This is a genomic window from Aeromonas sp. 600527 (assembly GCF_049175415.1).
GTDB classification, from domain to species: Bacteria; Pseudomonadota; Gammaproteobacteria; order Enterobacterales; family Aeromonadaceae; genus Aeromonas; species Aeromonas veronii_A.
On sequence record NZ_JAAKVA010000003.1, the window covers coordinates 256,979 to 274,282 of the forward strand.

Genomic DNA, 17,304 nt, shown 5'->3' on the forward strand with positions numbered 1-17,304 from the left:
AATCTCTCCAAAGTTACAGAAGGTCCGTTCTTAAAACGGCGCCAGTATCTGACCTGGCAGTGACAAATTTATGGATTTAATGTGACACTTTAATGACATGGCAGCGCTTTTGTCTAAATGGCAAAGGGCTGCAAGCGCAGCCCTTCCCGTGTATCTAACACCTTGTCATAAAAGACTATTTAATCACCACCAGGCGACTCGGAATGAGAAAGCTGAAGCGGCTGCCAAGGCCAACCCGGCTCTCGATATCAAGCTGGCAGTCATGGTGACTCAAGGCATGCTTGACGATGGCAAGGCCAAGTCCTGAGCCGCCGGTGTGGCGGGAGCGGGCCTTGTCGACCCGATAGAACCGCTCGGTGAGCCGCGCCAGATGCTCGGGCGGGATCCCCTCCCCCTCATCCTGCACCGCAAATAGCGCCATCGCCCCCTGCTTGCGCCACTCCACGCTGATTTTTCTCCCCGCAGGGGTGTAGTGGATGGCGTTGTAGACCAGATTGGAGACGGCGCTGCGCAGCTGCTCCTGATCGCCACGCACCAGGAGGTTGGGCTGCACCATGAATTCGATCTGGTGAGCCCGCTCCCCCGAGAGCGCCCGCGCCTCCTGCTCCAGCAGCCCCAACATGGCGGGCATGTCTACCAGATGGGAAAGATCCACGCTCGGAGCCGCCTCGATGCGCGACAGGGTGAGCAGCTGATTGACCAGATTGTCCATCCGGATGGTCTGCTCCATCATCACCCGATGCGCCTTGGCCCACATGGCGGGCGGCGGCGGCTCCTCGGTCATCTCCAGATAGCCCTTGAGCACAGTAAGCGGGGTGCGCAGCTCGTGGGAGACGTTGGAGACAAAGTGTTTGCGGGTCTTTTCCAGACTGCGCAAGCGGGTGACATCGCGCACCACCAGCATCGCCTGATCGGAGGCGTAGGGCATGATGCGAAACTCGAGAAACTTCTCCTCATTGACCGGAGAGTGCATCTCCAATGGCTCGTCAAAAGCCTGTTTCGCCAGATAAGCGGTAAAAGCCGGATTACGGATCAGGTTGCCGATATGCTGGCCGGCATCTTCCGGCCAGCGAAAACCGAGCAGTTGCTCCGCCAGCCGGTTGCACCAGAGGATGCTGCCATCATCGCGCAATACTACGGCCGCGTCAGGCAATGCCTCGGCCCCTTCCCGAAAACGGCGGATCAGGCCCGCCAACTCGCGGCGCCGGGCGCGGTGGCGCTGCTGCAACTTGTAAATGCCATTGAAGATGTGCTCCCAACTGCCTTTTCCGTTGGGAGGAACCAGACTGCGATCGTGCCACAGCCAGTCAGAGAGCCGCTTCTGGAAGCGATAGTGCCAGCCCAGATGCAACACGGCCGCCACTAACAGGCAGAGGGCAAGATGATCAATCAACCAGCCAACCAATGCGAAGGGGGCGTAAAAAAACGCCATTCGCCACAACTGTCGCCGCCAGGCGTAAGGTTGCAACATAACTGCCTCTAGAGACGGGTTGAGAAGCGGTATCCGGCTCCACGCACCGTCTGGATCAATCTGTCGTGCCCTGTCTCTTCAATCGCCTTGCGCAGGCGACGAATATGCACATCCACGGTTCTGTCCTCGACGTACACATTGGTACCCCAGACATTATTGAGCAGCTGTTCACGGCTGTAGACCCGCTCGGGGTGAGTCATGAAGAAGTGAAGCAGCTTGAATTCGGTCGGCCCCATGTCGAGCGCCTTCTCTTCGGCACTGACCCGGTGGGAGACAGGATCGAGTTTCAGCCCCTGCACCTCGATCACCTCGTCTACCGAGGTGGGCGACACGCGGCGCATCACCGCATGGAGGCGAGCGGTCAGCTCCTTGGGCGAGAACGGCTTGGTGATGTAGTCGTCGGCTCCGGCCTCCAGACCACGCACCTTGTCCTCCTCTTCACCGCGAGCGGTGAGCATCACCACCGGGATCTGGCGCGTCACCTCATCCTGCTTGAGCTGCTTGATAAACTGGATGCCACTGCCGCCCGGCATCATCCAGTCGAGCACGATGAGTTCGGGGTAGGGTTCGCGCACCTTCGCCAGTCCATCGGCGTAATCTTCCGCTTCAATCGTCTCATATCCCTTCTGCTCCAACACGAAGCAGAGCATTTCGCGGATCGGTGCTTCGTCCTCGACCACCAGAATTCGCTTAGCCATTCCCTTCTCTCTCCTCTGTGAAGATGGGTGCGCCAATTATTAGAATTTTCTGTGACACTTTTATGACTTTATGACAGGCGGGATGATAAACGTTTTCAGATTCAGTTGGCAGCAGTACGTTGCAACAAGTCCCACCGGTTGCCGCTGATATCCTCAAACACCACCACGATGCCATATGGTTCATCGCGGGGCTGTTCACAAAAATGAACACCGTACGCCTGCATGCGCTGGTAATCCCCCCAGAAATCAGTGGTCTCGAGGAACAGAAATACCCGGCCACCGCCCTGCTGGCCGATGGCGGCCTGCTGCTGCGCATTGGCCGCTTGTGCCAGCAGCAACGCGGAACCGGGGGTGCCTTTGGGGGCAACCCGTACCCAGCGCTTGCCCGGTTTGCCCGGTTCATCGAGCCGAGTGTCCTCCAAAAGCGCAAAGCCAAGACCCTCGGTAAAAAAGCGAATGGCCTGATCGTAATCAGCCACCAGCAGGGTCAGCGCCCCTATGTGTTGTGACATGGCAGAAAATCCTCAACGGATGAGTCAACGGGCGCAATGCCCCCAGCAAGGGCGCATCATAGCGGCTGGACGGACAGGGCTCCAGCCGTCATGTGCGTCTTGAAAACGACCGATGAGGGGTAGTGAGCACTCAAGGGGCTTCGCGCAGCGTCCGGTAGAGGGTGGTGCGGCTGATCCCCAGCTGGCGCGCGGCCTCGCTCACATTGCCGCCGCATGCCGCCAGCGTTTGCTGCACCTGCCGCCGGGTTTGTTCACGCAAGCTGGTCGCCTCCCCCATCGGCAAGACGCCGGGCTCTGTGGCCACACTGGGCAGATGCAGGTGGGCGGGTTCTATCCAACCCAACCCCTCTGCCAGCACACAGGCCACTTCCAGTGCCTGCTTGAGCTGGCGCACGTTGCCGGGCAGCGGATGGACCAGCAGCTGTTGCTCCGCATCGCGGGTCAGACGCAGGGTCGGGTCCATCTCCGCCAACAGTCGCTGGATCAGCTCCAGACGCTCAGCGGCAGGCCAACGGCGCAGCGGCATCAGCTGCTGGCGCCAGCCGCAGATCCGGTAATAGAGGTCTTCGCGAAATGCGCCACTCTGCACCATGGCCGCCAGATCCCGGTGGCTGGCACTGACCAGCCAGAAATCCACCGCCTCCGGCTTGTGACTGCCAACCGGCGTCACGCTGCGCTCCTGCAATACCCGCAGCAGTCGGGTTTGAGCATGCAGCGGCAGTTCGCCAATTTCATCGAGCATCAGCATGCCGCCATGGGCTGCGCGCAGATAACCCTGACTGCCCTGGCTGCGGGCACCGCTGAAGGCCCCGCCCACATAGCCAAACAGCTCGGCTTCCACCAGATCTGCTGGTAACGCGCCGCAGTTAACGCACACCAGTGGCTGCTCCCGCCGACTCGACGCTCGGTGCAGGGCCCGCACCAGATGCTCTTTACCGCTGCCAGTCTCCCCCTCGATAAGCAGTGAAATGCCGCGCTCCAGCATCTTGAGCGGCACCTGCTGCGGAGGTGGCACCGGGCTTGAGTGACCCGGCAGCGCGGTGCAGGAAGGTGTCGCGTCCGCTTCTGGCACCAACCGCAAGCCACGCCCCTCGCGCAGCAGTTGTCTGCCATCGAAAGGGTGCTGGCCAAGCCAGAGTCGACCTGCCCGGTTGGCGCCGAGCAGTTCCCCCTCCTCTCCCAGCAACAGGCGAGCGGACCAGAGGCTCTGGGGATCGAGATCCACCAGCCAGCCCGGCTGACGCGCCAGCAGTGCGTTTTCGAGGGTCATGGCCAGCAGCCGCACCGTGCCCAGCATATCGCCATCGTGATGGGCCGCATCGGTGGAGATATCGAGCACCCCGAGCAATTGCCCATTCGGCCCCAGCAACGGACAGGCGCTGCAACTAAGGAAGCTGTGCTGGGCGAAGAAGTGCTGATTGCCGAGCACCTGCACTTCGCTCTGCTCGGCCAGCGCGGTACCGATGGCGTTGGTACCCTTGCTCGCCTCCCCCCAGCGGGCGCCACTGCGCAAAAAGATACGCTCGGCATGGCGGGCGAACCCCTCATCACCACTGGCGGCCAGAATGGCCCCCTCACCGTCACACAACAACAGGCGACAGGGGCGACCCGCCAGCAGCTGGGCAAACAGCGGCAGCACGAAGCGCTGGAAGCAGGAGATCAGAGCCCTGTGCTGATCCTGACGGGCCGACAGCTCCCCCTGGGGCAGCAAGTCCAGATCGGCGCTCTGCTGACGGCTCAGCCCCTGATGCAGGCAGCGCTGCCAGGAACGCTGGATCGGACCGGGACCGGGTTGAAGTGACTCACTCATCACGCCTCCTGTTCACAAACAGCACGACTGTCTCGGCCACTGCCCAGAAACGGTACAGTTTTATCTCAATAGCCGTGGTCATTGGTTAACCAAGATACGCTGCCACACCCCATTTGATAACGTTTTTGTAACCTTCTATCTGCTGGTCAGACCCTTTGGCACGCCCCTTGCGATATCAGCTGGCAACCGGTCTGTCAGCCAGTCCGGTCAGGATCACACACATAAAGGATGATGAGATGATTTATACCGCTCCCGGTCAGGCAGGTGCCCTGGTCAGCTTCAAGTCCCGTTACGACAACTTCATCGGTGGTGAGTGGGTGGCTCCTCGCGCCGGCCGCTACTTTGAAAACATCTCGCCGGTGGATGGCAAAGTATTCTGCGAGGTCGCTCGCTCCGACGCCGCCGATATCGAGCTGGCGCTGGATGCCGCCCACAAGGCGTTCACCAGCTGGAGCAAAACCAGCGTCACCGAGCGCAGCAACCTGCTGCTGCGCATCGCCGATCGCATCGAGCAGAACATCGAGCGACTCGCCATCGCCGAAACCTGGGAGAACGGCAAAGCGGTGCGCGAAACCCTGGCCGCAGACCTGCCGCTGGTGGTGGATCACTTCCGCTACTTCGCTGGCTGCATTCGCGCTCAGGAGGGCTCGGCCGCCGAGCTGGATCAAAACACCGTCAGCTACCACTTCAAGGAGCCCATCGGCGTGGTCGGCCAGATCATCCCGTGGAACTTCCCGCTGCTGATGGCCGCCTGGAAGCTTGCCCCTGTGCTAGCGGCGGGTTGCTGCAGCGTGCTCAAGCCCGCCGAGCAGACCCCGGTCACCATCATGCTGATGATGGATCTCATCAAGGACATCCTACCTGCCGGCGTAGTCAACGTGGTCAACGGCTTCGGCGCCGAGGCAGGTCAGGCGCTGGCCACCAGCAACCGGATCCAGAAACTGGCCTTTACCGGTTCGACCGAAGTGGGCGCCCATATCCTGCGCTGCGCCGCCGACAAGCTGATCCCCTCCACCGTGGAGCTGGGGGGCAAGTCCCCCAATATCTACTTCGCCGACGTGATGCAGCACGAGAGCAGCTACATCGATAAGGCGGTGGAAGGGATGCTGATGACCTTCTTCAACCAGGGGGAAGTGTGTACCTGCCCCTCCCGCGCGCTAGTGCAGGCCAGCATCTATGACGACTTCATGGACCGAGTGCTGGCCCGTGCCCGCACCATAGTGCAGGGCAACCCCCTCGATACCGCCACTCAGGTGGGAGCGCAGGCGTCTCGCGAGCAGTTCGACAAGATCCTGGGCTACATGGAGATCGGCCGCGGCGAAGGGGCCAAGATGCTGATCGGCGGCGGCCCGGCCAAGGTGAGCGGACTGGAGGGGGGATTCTACATCCAGCCCACCATCTTCTCCGGTCAGAACAAGATGCGAGTATTCCAGGAGGAGATCTTCGGGCCGGCACTCGGAGTCACCACCTTCAAGGACGAGGCGGATGCGCTGGCCATTGCCAACGACACCCAGTACGGGTTGGGGGCAGGCCTGTGGACCCGTGACAGCAATCTGGCCTGGCGCATGGGGCGTGGCATTCAGGCTGGCCGGGTCTGGGTCAACTGCTACCACGCCTACCCGGCACACGCCGCCTTTGGCGGTTACAAAAAGTCGGGGATCGGCCGCGAGACTCACAAGATGATGCTGGACCACTATCAGAACACCAAGAACCTGCTGGTGAGCCACGACATCAACCCGCTCGGCTTCTTCTAACGCAAGCAGATACCATCAGAAAGGGCGCCTGCGGGCGCCCTCCTTGTTTTGCTTTACCAGATGACATGTCCGGCGATTTATTATCGGGCTGACTGTAGGCGATAACGCTGGGGGGAGCAGCCCAGCTCCCGGTTGAACATGGCGATAAAGGCCGAGGTGGAGCCATAACCGAGCCGCCAGCTGATCTCCTGAATGGGCATGTCCCCCTTGAGCCAGGCCAGCGCCTTGAGCAGCCGCAACCGCGCCCGCCACTGACCGAAGCTCATCCCCAGCTCCCGCAGGCAGCGCCTGGCCAGGGTGCGCTCTGTGGTATGCAGTTGTCCGGCCCACTGGGCCAGAGTTCGGGGATCGGCAGGATCGCTGTGTAACGCCGCCAACATGGGAGCCAGCAGCTTGTCCTGACTCATCGGCAGGTAGCTCTCCTGACAGCGGGTGCGCGCCAGTCGCTCCACCAGTAACTCGGCCTGACGCTGATCCCACTCATCCGCCATATGGCTCACCCGCCGTTCGCAAAAATCGCTCAGCAGGGCGCGGATCAGCGGGGTGAGCAGCAGCAATCTGGGCTCTGGCGGCAGCTTGGCCGCCAGCTCGTGGCTGACGTAGATGGAGGTGTAGTCGAGGGTCTGCTCGTTGTAGGAGGTGTGCTCGAGATCCGCCGGCACCCAGATAAGATAGTCGGCAGGGGCCACCAGTCGCTGCTCCCCCAGCTCTATCTCCATGATCCCCAGGCTGATCATGTTGAGCTGGCCCCAGGGGTGGGAGTGCAGCACGGTCGCGCTGTCGGCTAGCATCTGCTGGTAACTGAAAAATAGCGGATTGGGAGCGGGCAGAACGACATCTACCGGCTGAAAGTGGTGAGTGGCCATCAGCGCCCCTTGTCAGCGAAAGAGAGGAGCAGGCGTGATGCAACGCCCTGTTGGCTCGGTCTCCGGCACAGGCCAAAAGCAGCCATCAGTTGCGGGCAAACGCAGTCCGTGTGGGCCGGAATAAAGTGCATCAGAAAGAGTTGTCTTTTCTGCTGGGTCATCTGTCTGTTTTACGCTACTTGATAATATAAAGACAAGGGTAGACTTGGCCCCCTGTTAATAAGGAGCCTCTGATGCGAATCTTTTCCCCTCTTCTCTTTCCGCTGATGGCTGTGCTGATCTGGGCTACCAATACCGTGGTGTCCAAGGCGGCCGCCAGCGTGCTCGACCCCGCGGCCATCTCCTTCTATCGCTGGGTGATTGCCGCCCTGGCACTGACCCTCTTCTGCCTGCCGCAGCTGTGGCGCCGCCGTAGCGAGGTTCGCCCCTGGCTCGGCAAGCTGCTGGTGCTGGCGGCGCTCGGTATGGTGCTCTACCAGTGCCTCGCTTACTACGCTGCTCACAGCACTTCGGCCACCAATATGGGGGTGATCGGCTCCCTCATTCCACTGCTCACCCTGCTGCAAGGGGCGCTCTTCTTCGGCCAGCGCCCCGGCAAACAGGCACTGCTCGGCATGAGTCTCTCCCTGTTCGGGGTGCTCTGGCTGCTTGGCAAGGGCGAACCACTGGCCCTGCTCCATAACGGCATCAACCAGGGGGATGGCATGATGTTGCTCGGCTCCGCCAGCTACGCCCTTTACGGCCTCTTGATCCGCCGCTGGCAACTGCCGTTTGGCCCCTGGCTCAACCTCTACATGCAGATCCTGCTGGCAGTGCTACTGCTGGTGCCGCTCGCTCTCAGTGCCGACTCGATGGCGGTGCCGGCCGAAGGGTGGGGACTGGTGCTCTTCGCCGGGCTCGCTTCCTCCCTGCTGGCGGCCTACTGCTGGATGCGCGGCCTCGCCTGCATGGGAGCCGAGCGCACCTCGGTCTTTATGAACCTGATGCCGCTCTGTACGGCGCTGATCGCCGTCGTCGGTCTGGGTGAACCGATCCACGGCTATCACCTGCTGGGGGGCGGGCTGATCCTGGGCGGGGTGATGACCTCCCAGCTGAAGGGGCGTGCGCCGGTAGCCGAACGGGAAACCGCCTGAGAACCAACATCGTCCGGAAACAACAAGGGAGCCCATGGCTCCCTTGTTGTTTCTGCAATGCACGCCAGTGCGCATCTCAACCGGCCCGGCGCCAGCGGTAGCGCCGCTCCGGCCGCCCCCGCTGACCATAGTTGAGATCCACATCCACCCGATCTTCCGACTCCAGATACTCCAGATAGCGGCGCGCCGTGGTGCGGCTGAGGGAGAGTCGCAGCGCCACCGTGTCGGTGGAGAAGACGTTCTCCGGCTCACCCGCCAGCAGATCCAGTACCTGACGCAGGGTGATGCTGTCGATCCCCTTGGGAGTGACGCGCATCTCCTTGATCTGGGAGCGCCCTCCCTTGCCCAGCAGCTTGTCGAGATCTTCCTGCTCCAACCGACCCCGCTCGCACAGACGGCTGTGCAGTTGCAGGATCTCGTCCAGACTCTGCTGGATGCGAAACAGCCGCAATGGTTTGATGACGTAGTCATGAACCCCCAGATTGAGGGCCTGCTGGATGGTCTCCACATCCCGCGAGGCAGTCACCATGATGACATAGGCTTCGCGGTTGTGGCTGCGCAGGCGGCTCACCCACTCAAGGCCGGAGCCATCGGGCAGGGAGACATCCACCAGCAGCAGTTGAGGCACCACACCTGCCATCATGGCATCGGCCTGGGCCAGGGTGCCAGCCCGCCCCAGCAGGGAGAAACCGGGTGTCGCCGCCACCAGTTCTGACAAGATGGCACCGATCCGATCGTCATCTTCAATAACAAGCGTGATTATTGGGTCCATGGCTCACATTAATTGGTTTTTATTCAAGTAGATACCAAACAGGGTGGTCTGCTCGGCGGTTCGCCGCCATTCTATCACACCCTCGTGCCGACCCACGGTCTCCTTGACCAGGAACAGACCCACCCCGTGATCGCCGCTCTGACGGCTCACCCCGTAATCGAACAGATGATCGGCCAACTCCTCGTCGACCCCCTCGCCGCTATCCTCCACCTCGATCACCAGTCGCCGCCCCACATCGCACAGAGAGAGCAGCACCCTGGGCGGCCGCTGCTGGCGGTTGCGCCAAGCCGCCTGCAGGCCGTTATCCAGCAGGTTGCCAATGAGGGTGATGAGATCGGCCGAGACCGAGGCCGGATACTCCGCCAGCGCCGAATCGGGATCTAGCTCCAGGGTCACCCCCAGCTCGCGAGCCCGGCTGAACTTGCCGAGAATAAGCCCCGCAACCGGCTTGTTGTCGATCAGCCGCAGCAGCTCCTGCAGCATGGTCTGGCACGCTTCGTTCTCCTGCTGGATCAGCTCCACCGCCTGATCCACATGGCCCAGCTGCAACAGGCCGGAGAGGCTGCTCAGCTTGTTGGCGAACTCGTGGCTCTGCATCCGCAGCATCTCGGCATACTGGCGCAGGTGGGTCACCTGCACCCCCAGACTGGCGGCCACCTCCGGACGGCTGAAGATCAGCAGCCGCCCCGGCGCCTTGCCCTGCACCGCCTGCCAGCGACCGACGAAGGACTCCCCCTGAATGGTAAAGCTCACCTCGCCCCCCTCCTGCTCCAGACAGGGGGCAAGGGGCGGCACCAGCTCCACCAGCGACTGCCCCTGCAGGGCGTGGCGCCCGGTGGCCGGCAGCCGCAGCTGATAGATGGCGGTGCTGTTGATCATGTTGATGTTGCCGCGGCCATCGAGGGCAATCACCCCTTCGGTGATGTGCTCCAGCACCAGATCCTGCAGGGTGAAGCGGCGCACGATCGCCTCCGGCTCCAGATCGAGCAGGGTCTTGCGCAGCAAATATTGCACCCAGAGCGCCAGCAGCAGGCCACACCCCAGCACCGCAACGATGGCGCTGATGAGCAAGGCTACCCGCTCCATATAGATGCCCTCCACCTGCTGCATCAGGTAGCCCACCACCACAGCCCCCATGACGCGCCCATCCCCGCCCACCACCGGGGAGAAGCAGCGGATCGCCGGCCCCATGGTGCCCCGCTCCTTGGAGCAGTAGCTGCGCCGCTCCTGCAGCGCGGGCCAGATATCCTCGCCACGGAACTTCTGCCCCACCAGCTCGGGGTTGGGGTGGCTGAGGCGGCGACCATGCTCATCGGTCACCACCATATAGGTGGCATCGGTGCGGTTGCAGACCGTCTCCACATAGTCGCGCAGAGTCGGATCACTCCCCTGACGCAGGGCCTCGACCACCCGGGTATCGGCCGCCATGACCCGTGCCAGATCGCTCCCCTTATCCTGCAGATTGCTTTCCAGCAGATGACGGATAAAGAGGGCCAGCAGGCTGCCCAGAATGAGGATCAGCAGCATGGAGAGCCCAAGAGAGAGGGTGACCAACTGGTGGCGAAGCTTCATGCACATACCTTAAAACGTCAGGACGCAGCCCAATAGTGCGGATGCCACCAGGTCTGGTCAATCAAAGGTGCCGGATCGCCAACAAAATCGGCCAATCCTTCCTCGCGTGCGCAGAGCGCCACCGCTCTGGCGACGGTGCGGGCCACCTCTCCCACCTGTTCAATCGGGGGCAGCAAACGACCCGCCACCAGCGGATAGGCGCCGACTGCCCGCACCGCGGCCAGCAACATGCCATCGCTGATGCGGCGCGCCTTGACGGCGCAGGCTCCGAGACCAATCCCCGGAAAGACATAGACGTTGTTGCACTGGGAGACCACCCGCCGCTCCCCCGCCAACGTCACCGGCGCAAAAGGGCTGCCGGTGGCCAGCAGGGCGCGGCCACCTGTGGCGGCCCACACCAGCTCGGGCGTCGCCTCGGCGCTGCGGGTCGGGTTGGAGAGTGGCAGGATCACCGGCTGATCGCACACCTCCCCCATCGCCTGCAACACCTCGCCAGTAAAGAGGCCACCCTGACCACTCACGCCAATAAAGACCGCCGGTCGCACCTGGCGGATGGTCTCCAGCAGCGAGCCGTTACCCTCCTCCACGGCGCGGGCAAACGGCTGTTGGGCGCGAGTCAGGTTGGGGCGATCGCAGCAAACCACCCCATCCTGATCAAACAGCCAGACTCCGTCGTGGCTCCCCGCCAGCTGGGCCAGCATGGCGGCAATGCCGCAACCGGCAGAGCCTGCCCCGACGATCAGCACCGGCGCATCGCACAGAGCAGTACCTGCCTGCTGCAACCCGGCCAGCACGCAGGCGGAGGCCACAGCCGCCGTTCCCTGAATATCGTCGTTGAACATACAGAGCTCGTCCCGATAGCGGCTCAGCAGGTTGGCGGCGTGCTTGCCGGCAAAATCTTCAAACTGCAGCACCACCTGCGGCCAGCGCTTGCGAATGGCGGCCACCACCTTGTCCATGAAGTGGTAATAACTCTCGCCGTCAATGCGCGGGGATTGCCAGCCGAGGTAGGAGTCATCCTCCAGCAGCTCGGGATTGTTGGTGCCCACATCGACGCAGAGCGGCAGGGTCCGTGCCGGGTTGATGCCACCCGCGGCGGAGTAGAGAGCCAGCTTGCCGATACAGATCCCCATACCGCCGATACCGAGATCGCCAAGCCCAAGCACCCGCTCGCCGTCGGAGATGACGATCACATCCACCTCCTGCTCCACCGACTCGAGAATATCGTCGAGATCGTCCCGGTCGTGCCAGGAGAGATAAAGCCCGTGGCTGCGCAAATAGAGGTCGCTGTGGCGCTGGCACGCCTCTCCCACCACCGGGGTGTAGATGATCGGCAGCAGCTCCGGCAGGTGGTGACGCACCAGATCGTAGAAGAGCACCGGGTTGTCCTCCTGCAGCTGACGCAGCAGCAGATGCTGGTCAAACGGACTCTGCATGGCGCTGACCAATCGGTAGATCCGGCGCCGCTGCTGGGAGAGGGACTCCTCCTTGTGGGGCATACGGCCCCGCACCCCCTGACGCTTGCGTTCGGCATAGGGCAGGCTGGTGCCCATCATGATGTCGTTCATCTTGTTTGTTCCTCAATCCGGTATCAGGCGAGCAGGGAGATAAGGGCGGTGGCCAGGATCAGCATCACGGCGCCGCCAAGGCGAGAGGAGATCTGGGCAAAGGGCATCAGCTTCATCCGCTGGGCCGCCGAGAGCACGGCTACATCGCCGGTGCCGCCCATGTTGGCCATGCAGAGCCCACCGGTGATGGCCGCCTCGATGGGATAGAAGCCGATCAGCTTGCCAACCAGCGCCGCGCCAAGGGCGCCACCGATCACGGTGACCATGACCAGCACGAAGTAGCTGATGGAGAAGGCGCTGATCAGCTCGGGAATACTGGTGTAGGCGACGCCGATCCCCACCAGCAGGGAGGGGGTGAGGTTGCTCACCACAAACTGATACCAGTCGGCTGCCGCCTGCTCATAACGACGCGGCAGCAGGCCGCTCACCTTGATAAAGGCGACCGCCAAAATCATCAGGGCGAAGGGGTGCATGGGGATAAAGTTGCCAAGCAGGGAGCCCAGCACAAACATGCTGGAGCTGATGAAAAGGCCCATGCCCAGACTCTGCAGGGTCGGCGCTTCGGCCTGCTCATCAGCAATGCTCTGGCTACTTTCCTTGACCATCAGCTTGCCGTTGCCAGTCAGAGAGGGGTAGCGGCGACCGAGCCGTGCCAGCAGGGAGCCCACCAGAATGGCCAGGGTATTGGCGATCACCACCGCCGGTACCATGCGCGACAAGAGATCCGCACTGGACATCTGCATCGGGCCGGAGAGGATCTCCACCAAGGGCACCGCACCGGCGCCCATGCCACCGCCCATGATGGGCAGGCCGATCAGCAGCACCGCATTCTTGAAGCCATACCCCATCAGGGAGCCGACCAGCCCCACACTCAGCAGTGCCAACGCCACGCCGCCAAGAATGACCGGCAGGTAGCGCATGGCGGCATTTTTCAGCAGCGCACCGCTCATGCCGAACACCGAACCTGTCACCAGACTGGCGATAAAGAAGTTGAGAAAGCCCCCCTCCTTCATGAAGTTGGTGATGACCTGCCCTGCCTGCACCGGCAGCAGCTGATATTCGAACAGGGCGGCGCCGCCGAAGATGGCGAGGATGGTGCCGCCCCCCAGATATTCACGGATCGGCATGATCCGCTCACCCAGCTCGGTCAGCAGGGTGCCCAGCACAAACATCAGTGCCAGCGCACCGACCATGCCGAGCGGCAACGAGCCGTTCCAGCCGGAAAAGAGAACACAGGTTGCCAACCCGAGAAATATAAAGAGCGGCATACCGGCAATTTGTTGGCCGCCCATAAAGGCGGCCTTTTCTTGTGTGGTTTGTAGGGGTGAGAGGTTTTTCATTGTTATGTACTCTGCGTGTGATTGTGGCCACTACTTTATTGATCCCCCTCACTCCTGTCGGTTAGCCAGACTGCAAAGCCATATAAAAACATTAAAAACTTAAACATCATGGTGCCTCCAACGTGCGCTGCACAATAGAACACCAGACATACGATACCCGACCAAGTCAGGAAATAGGGTGATAAAACGAGCGAGCCCAATGGCGGATATTTTGGTGATCAGCAGTAATAACGATGCGATGATCTCTTCCCCTTAGGGGAAATAACAGAGCCAGATGACAAGCTCTGCGACCATTTATCGCCACAGATCCTGTGAGTGATAATCAGCGGGCAGTGTCATCGCCATGACGCGAGTGCTACGGCATGCCACATCAGGGTTTGAGTCGGCGTGCAAGAAGCACGCACGATGAAAAAGGGTGAGGAGAAAGATGCAAAAAGGGGAGATTGAAATAGTAATGAGCCAAGCCAGCGAATACCAGAGCACTGGCTTGAACTCACAAGGATCACACACGGTCAGGTCTATTCTGCCAACAGCAATGGAATATTGGCGGGGTCAAAATCATGACTGATATCGGTACTTCTGATTGCGCCTTCCCGATTCACGCCATGGTGTGACTCTGCACCATATTCTCCATCACTCAACAGCGCTTCAATTGCCAGATACACACATCCACTGTCATATCCATCCACAACCCGTTTCCCCCCTTGTTTTATAACCCCATCAATATTAGCGGATAAAAAAAGAGCTGCTCGCTGAAGCTGAAAATTTCATGAAAATAATCGCCAGATATCCTCCATTCACGGCGCAATATCCGAAGCGGCAAAAGAGTCTCGAGTGGATCAGCCCCGAAAATAATATCAGGGTCTCGAATGCTGCCAACTCGCACCAGCGAAAGATCCGACCAGAAACATGATCCGCATCACACTATTTACTTAGCCTGCTAAACAAGTATGATACTTAGCAGGCTAAGTACATTGAGGATGAGAAGATGACGGATCTGGAAAGGTTGCGCGAGCTGTCGCTCGCCGAGCAGATAGCGCGGATGCACCGGCTATGGCGTACTGCCGCCGATCTGGAGCTGGCTCCCCTTGGCCTCACCCATCCCCGCTGGACCGCGCTGTGGAAACTCTCCCGCATGGGGAACCATGTCAGCCAGAAGACCCTGGCCGAAGCCCTCGAAATAGAACTGCCATCCCTGATGCGCACCCTGGGCCAGCTGGAAGAGCAGGGGCTGATTGAGCGCCACTGCTGCAGTCAGGACAAGCGGGCCCGCATCGTCTGTGTGACCCCGGCTGGCCAGACCCTGCTCGATCAGATCGCCGACCGCATCATGAATATCCGCCGGGAGCTGCTGGGGGGCATCGACGAGCAGACCCTGCAGCTGTTTGAAGCCACGGTGCAGCGGATCTCGGCCAATGCCCTCAGCAAAATTGAACAACACCACGACTGACAAGCCGGAGGCGATACAAGCCCTCCCGAGACCAACACAGAGAGAGAATAAGATGACCCCGGATCAACAATTTACCCGCTGGATCAAATGGTCCATGGCGGGCTTTGCCACCCTGTTTGCCTATTTTCTGATAGCCGACCTGCTGATGCCCCTCACCCCTCAGGCGATGGCGACCCGGGTGGTCACCAAGCTGGCCCCCCAGGTGAGCGGCAAGGTGATCGAGGTCGCCGTTCACAACAACCAGCAGGTCAAGAAAGGAGATCTGCTGTTCAGGCTGGATCCGGCCCCTTTTGAACTGGCAGTGGAGCAGGCCCGCCTTGCGCTAGCGCAGGCAGAGCAGCAGAACAGTGAACTGGATGCCGCCCTGACCGCCGCCGTTGCCGAGATCAACGCCAAAGAGACCCTGGCCAGCCAGAAGTGGCGCGAGGCTGAGCGGATCGATGCGCTGTACCAACGTCATATGGTTTCGCTGCAACAAAAAGATGAGGCTGACAGCGCCCTGCGCAGCGCTCAGGCCAACCTGCGCGCCAGTCAGGCCAAACTGGCCCAGCTCAAGGCCAGTCGTGGCGTGACCGGTGAGGACAATCTGTTGCTGCGCCAGGCCCGCAACAAGCTGGCGCAAGCGCAGCTGGCCCTCTCTTACAGCCAGGTCCACGCGGATCAGGATGGCACCATCACCAACCTGCAGCTCAAGCCGGGCAGTATCGCCAGCGCGGGCAGCCCGCTGCTGGCGCTGGTGTCGGAACAGGTGGACGTCATTGCCGATTTTCGGGAGAAAAGCCTGCGCCATGTCGGCGAGCAAACCCGCGCACTAGTTGCCTTCGATGGCGAGCCGGGTCAGCTCTATCCTGCCCGGGTGAGCAGTCTGGATGCCGGGGTGAGTGCCGGTCAGTTTGATGCCAATGGTCGACTGGCGGCGCCGGTGGAGTCGGATCGCTGGGTGCGGGATGCCCAGCGGATGCGGCTGCACCTCGAGCTGGACCAGCTCCCCGACCATCTGCCAGCCGGGGCGCGAGCCACGGTGCAACTGCTGCCAGACAATACCCTGACTGCCATGCTGGCACGGGGCCAGATCCACCTGCTCAGCCTGCTCCATTATGTCTACTAACCACGCCACTCACCCGTCGGCCAATACTGCCCCAGCCCACCCCGCCGGTGGTGCTGCCACTCACCTCTGGTATCGGCCCCTCACCGGCAACGAGCTGCGCCAGTGCCTGCGCATCGCCTTTGGCTGCACCACGGGCTTTCTGCTCTGCAAGCTGTTTGGCTGGAATTACGGGGTCTTCTATACGGTCACGCCGGTACTGCTGCTGGGAATGGTGCCGCTGATGAATGGCCATGCCGCACGCCAGCTGATCGCGGCGGCGGTGGTCTGTGGGGTGGAGGTCGGTCTGCTGGGGGGGCTGTTTGGCAGCCATCCGGCGCTGATGACCCCTATCGCCTTTCTGCTATTTCTCTACCGCTTCGCCGCCATGTCGCGGGGCAGCCTGTTTCTGTTCGGGGCCAACGGGGTGCTGAGCCTCAGCATCATGCTGCACTTTGCCAGCTATCCGCAGACTGACCTCAACGACCTGATCCTCAACAATATCTGGGCGAGCCTGCTGTCGGTGCTGATCGCTTACCTGATGACCATGCTGATCCCGGATGTGGAGGCCAGACCCAAGCCCGCCTCGGTCCCCAAGGCGCCGCACCGGATGCGCCATGAAGCCCTGCTGGGGGCCACGGTGGCCACCCTGTCGTTTCTGGTCTTTCAGGTGTTTGACCTGCGCGACTCCATGTCTGCCCAGGCCACAACCCTGCTGGTGCTGTTCCCCATGCACTGGAACGGCGCCCTCAGTTATGCCCGCAAACGGGCAATGGGCACCTTGCTGGGGGTCACCTTCGGCCTGCTCGGCCAGCTGCTGCTCTATGACTGGTCGGGGCAACTGTTGCTGGTCGCCCCGCTACTGTGGCTCGGCGCCATGTTGTTCAGCCATGCCCACGTCAAGGAGGCAGGCGGCTCCGGGGTCGGCTTTGGCGCCCTCACTACCCTCGGCATCCTGTTTGGCCAGTACCTCACCCCGGGTAACGATCTGGTGTTCAGCGCCCTCTACCGCGTGAGCAGCATCCTGTTTGCCATCGTGGTCACCCTGCTGGCCTGCTACCTCGTCCACCGGCTGCTCAACCGCTTCGAGGCGACCCGCTTCGGTTATTGATTTCCTGTTGTAAGCACTGTTGTCAGCCCATGGATGAGCTCTCTTTCGCCCCGTCGCCTAACGGGGCGTTTTTTTCTCTCCCTTATTTACCTCCCTCCTGCCGCCACGGATCAGCGCAGAAGTGTAGCTATGCTTGTAAAGCTGCAGTCGATGAGGTGCACCT

General features: G+C 61.5%; 15 protein-coding genes. 5 read left to right on the plus strand and 10 right to left on the minus strand.

Going from position 1 to position 17,304, the window contains the following annotated elements; translation table 11 throughout:
- Nucleotides 1–175 precede the first annotated feature (175 nt).
- From phoR to G5154_RS06950, 4 genes are all read right to left on the minus strand, one after another.
- The gene (gene phoR / locus G5154_RS06935) at nt 176–1,471 is read right to left on the minus strand and encodes a phosphate regulon sensor histidine kinase PhoR (protein ID WP_421250609.1); all 1,296 of its coding nucleotides are present in this window, start codon (nt 1,469–1,471) and stop codon (nt 176–178) included.
- Between the two features lie 8 nt (nt 1,472–1,479).
- Nucleotides 1,480–2,169 (minus strand): phosphate regulon transcriptional regulator PhoB, encoded by a 690-nt coding sequence (phoB, locus tag G5154_RS06940; RefSeq protein ID WP_005338414.1) that lies wholly within the window; start codon nt 2,167–2,169, stop codon nt 1,480–1,482.
- Nucleotides 2,170–2,270: 101 nt separating this feature from the next.
- The gene (locus G5154_RS06945; RefSeq protein WP_421250610.1) at nt 2,271–2,681 is read right to left on the minus strand and encodes a VOC family protein; all 411 of its coding nucleotides are present in this window, start codon (nt 2,679–2,681) and stop codon (nt 2,271–2,273) included.
- 130 nt (nt 2,682–2,811) lie between these two features.
- Entirely contained in the window at nt 2,812–4,491 is a 1,680-nt protein-coding gene (locus G5154_RS06950; RefSeq protein WP_421250611.1) for a sigma-54-dependent Fis family transcriptional regulator, read from the minus strand.
- Between the two features lie 236 nt (nt 4,492–4,727).
- On the opposite strand from G5154_RS06950, the gene G5154_RS06955 reads away from it, so the two are divergent.
- Complete coding sequence (locus G5154_RS06955) at nt 4,728–6,245, plus strand: aldehyde dehydrogenase family protein (protein ID WP_005358870.1); 1,518 nt, start codon at nt 4,728–4,730, stop codon at nt 6,243–6,245.
- Nucleotides 6,246–6,325: 80 nt separating this feature from the next.
- Here the strand turns inward: G5154_RS06955 and G5154_RS06960 are convergent, their stop codons facing one another.
- A complete protein-coding gene (locus G5154_RS06960) occupies nt 6,326–7,111 on the minus strand; it encodes an AraC family transcriptional regulator (protein WP_421250612.1) in 786 nt (261 codons plus the stop codon).
- Nucleotides 7,112–7,344: 233 nt separating this feature from the next.
- On the opposite strand from G5154_RS06960, the gene G5154_RS06965 reads away from it, so the two are divergent.
- Nucleotides 7,345–8,244 carry a DMT family transporter gene (locus G5154_RS06965; RefSeq protein WP_421250613.1) on the plus strand — a complete coding sequence of 300 codons (900 nt, stop codon included), beginning with the start codon at nt 7,345–7,347 and terminating at the stop codon, nt 8,242–8,244.
- 76 nt (nt 8,245–8,320) lie between these two features.
- On the opposite strand, the gene G5154_RS06970 is transcribed toward G5154_RS06965, so the two are convergent.
- The 5 genes from G5154_RS06970 to G5154_RS06990 form a co-directional block, all read right to left on the minus strand.
- Entirely contained in the window at nt 8,321–9,016 is a 696-nt protein-coding gene (locus tag G5154_RS06970) for a response regulator (RefSeq protein ID WP_005338420.1), read from the minus strand.
- Nucleotides 9,017–9,019: 3 nt separating this feature from the next.
- Nucleotides 9,020–10,588, minus strand: coding sequence for an ATP-binding protein (locus tag G5154_RS06975; protein ID WP_421250614.1), 1,569 nt, complete (start codon nt 10,586–10,588; stop codon nt 9,020–9,022).
- A gap of 17 nt (nt 10,589–10,605) precedes the next feature.
- Entirely contained in the window at nt 10,606–12,156 is a 1,551-nt protein-coding gene (locus G5154_RS06980) for an NAD-dependent malic enzyme (protein WP_421250615.1), read from the minus strand.
- 23 nt (nt 12,157–12,179) lie between these two features.
- Entirely contained in the window at nt 12,180–13,496 is a 1,317-nt protein-coding gene (locus G5154_RS06985; protein ID WP_005343883.1) for a 2-hydroxycarboxylate transporter family protein, read from the minus strand.
- 518 nt (nt 13,497–14,014) lie between these two features.
- Nucleotides 14,015–14,185: a hypothetical protein gene (locus G5154_RS06990; RefSeq protein WP_162838752.1), complete on the minus strand. Its 171-nt coding sequence runs from the start codon at nt 14,183–14,185 to the stop codon at nt 14,015–14,017.
- Between the two features lie 299 nt (nt 14,186–14,484).
- Here G5154_RS06990 and G5154_RS06995 point away from each other — a divergent pair, with 299 nt between their 5' ends.
- The 3 genes from G5154_RS06995 to G5154_RS07005 are packed head-to-tail and all read left to right on the plus strand — an operon-like array spanning nt 14,485 to nt 17,141.
- Entirely contained in the window at nt 14,485–14,946 is a 462-nt protein-coding gene (locus G5154_RS06995) for a MarR family transcriptional regulator (protein ID WP_421250616.1), read from the plus strand.
- 52 nt (nt 14,947–14,998) lie between these two features.
- Nucleotides 14,999–16,054: an HlyD family secretion protein gene (locus tag G5154_RS07000; RefSeq protein WP_421250617.1), complete on the plus strand. Its 1,056-nt coding sequence runs from the start codon at nt 14,999–15,001 to the stop codon at nt 16,052–16,054.
- A complete protein-coding gene (locus tag G5154_RS07005; protein WP_421250618.1) occupies nt 16,044–17,141 on the plus strand; it encodes a DUF2955 domain-containing protein in 1,098 nt (365 codons plus the stop codon). The genes G5154_RS07000 and G5154_RS07005 overlap by 11 nt, the downstream gene beginning before the upstream one ends.
- Nucleotides 17,142–17,304 lie beyond the last annotated feature (163 nt).

Coding starts and splice junctions, on each gene's coding strand:
- phoR (WP_421250609.1), bottom strand. CDS start 1,471: ATGTTGCAACCTTACGCCTGGCGGCGACAGTTGTGGCGAATGGCGTTT.
- phoB (WP_005338414.1), bottom strand. CDS start 2,169: ATGGCTAAGCGAATTCTGGTGGTCGAGGACGAAGCACCGATCCGCGAA.
- G5154_RS06945 (WP_421250610.1), bottom strand. CDS start 2,681: ATGTCACAACACATAGGGGCGCTGACCCTGCTGGTGGCTGATTACGAT.
- G5154_RS06950 (WP_421250611.1), bottom strand. CDS start 4,491: ATGAGTGAGTCACTTCAACCCGGTCCCGGTCCGATCCAGCGTTCCTGG.
- G5154_RS06955 (WP_005358870.1), top strand. CDS start 4,728: ATGATTTATACCGCTCCCGGTCAGGCAGGTGCCCTGGTCAGCTTCAAG.
- G5154_RS06960 (WP_421250612.1), bottom strand. CDS start 7,111: ATGGCCACTCACCACTTTCAGCCGGTAGATGTCGTTCTGCCCGCTCCC.
- G5154_RS06965 (WP_421250613.1), top strand. CDS start 7,345: ATGCGAATCTTTTCCCCTCTTCTCTTTCCGCTGATGGCTGTGCTGATC.
- G5154_RS06970 (WP_005338420.1), bottom strand. CDS start 9,016: ATGGACCCAATAATCACGCTTGTTATTGAAGATGACGATCGGATCGGT.
- G5154_RS06975 (WP_421250614.1), bottom strand. CDS start 10,588: ATGAAGCTTCGCCACCAGTTGGTCACCCTCTCTCTTGGGCTCTCCATG.
- G5154_RS06980 (WP_421250615.1), bottom strand. CDS start 12,156: ATGAACGACATCATGATGGGCACCAGCCTGCCCTATGCCGAACGCAAG.
- G5154_RS06985 (WP_005343883.1), bottom strand. CDS start 13,496: ATGAAAAACCTCTCACCCCTACAAACCACACAAGAAAAGGCCGCCTTT.
- G5154_RS06995 (WP_421250616.1), top strand. CDS start 14,485: ATGACGGATCTGGAAAGGTTGCGCGAGCTGTCGCTCGCCGAGCAGATA.
- G5154_RS07000 (WP_421250617.1), top strand. CDS start 14,999: ATGACCCCGGATCAACAATTTACCCGCTGGATCAAATGGTCCATGGCG.
- G5154_RS07005 (WP_421250618.1), top strand. CDS start 16,044: ATGTCTACTAACCACGCCACTCACCCGTCGGCCAATACTGCCCCAGCC.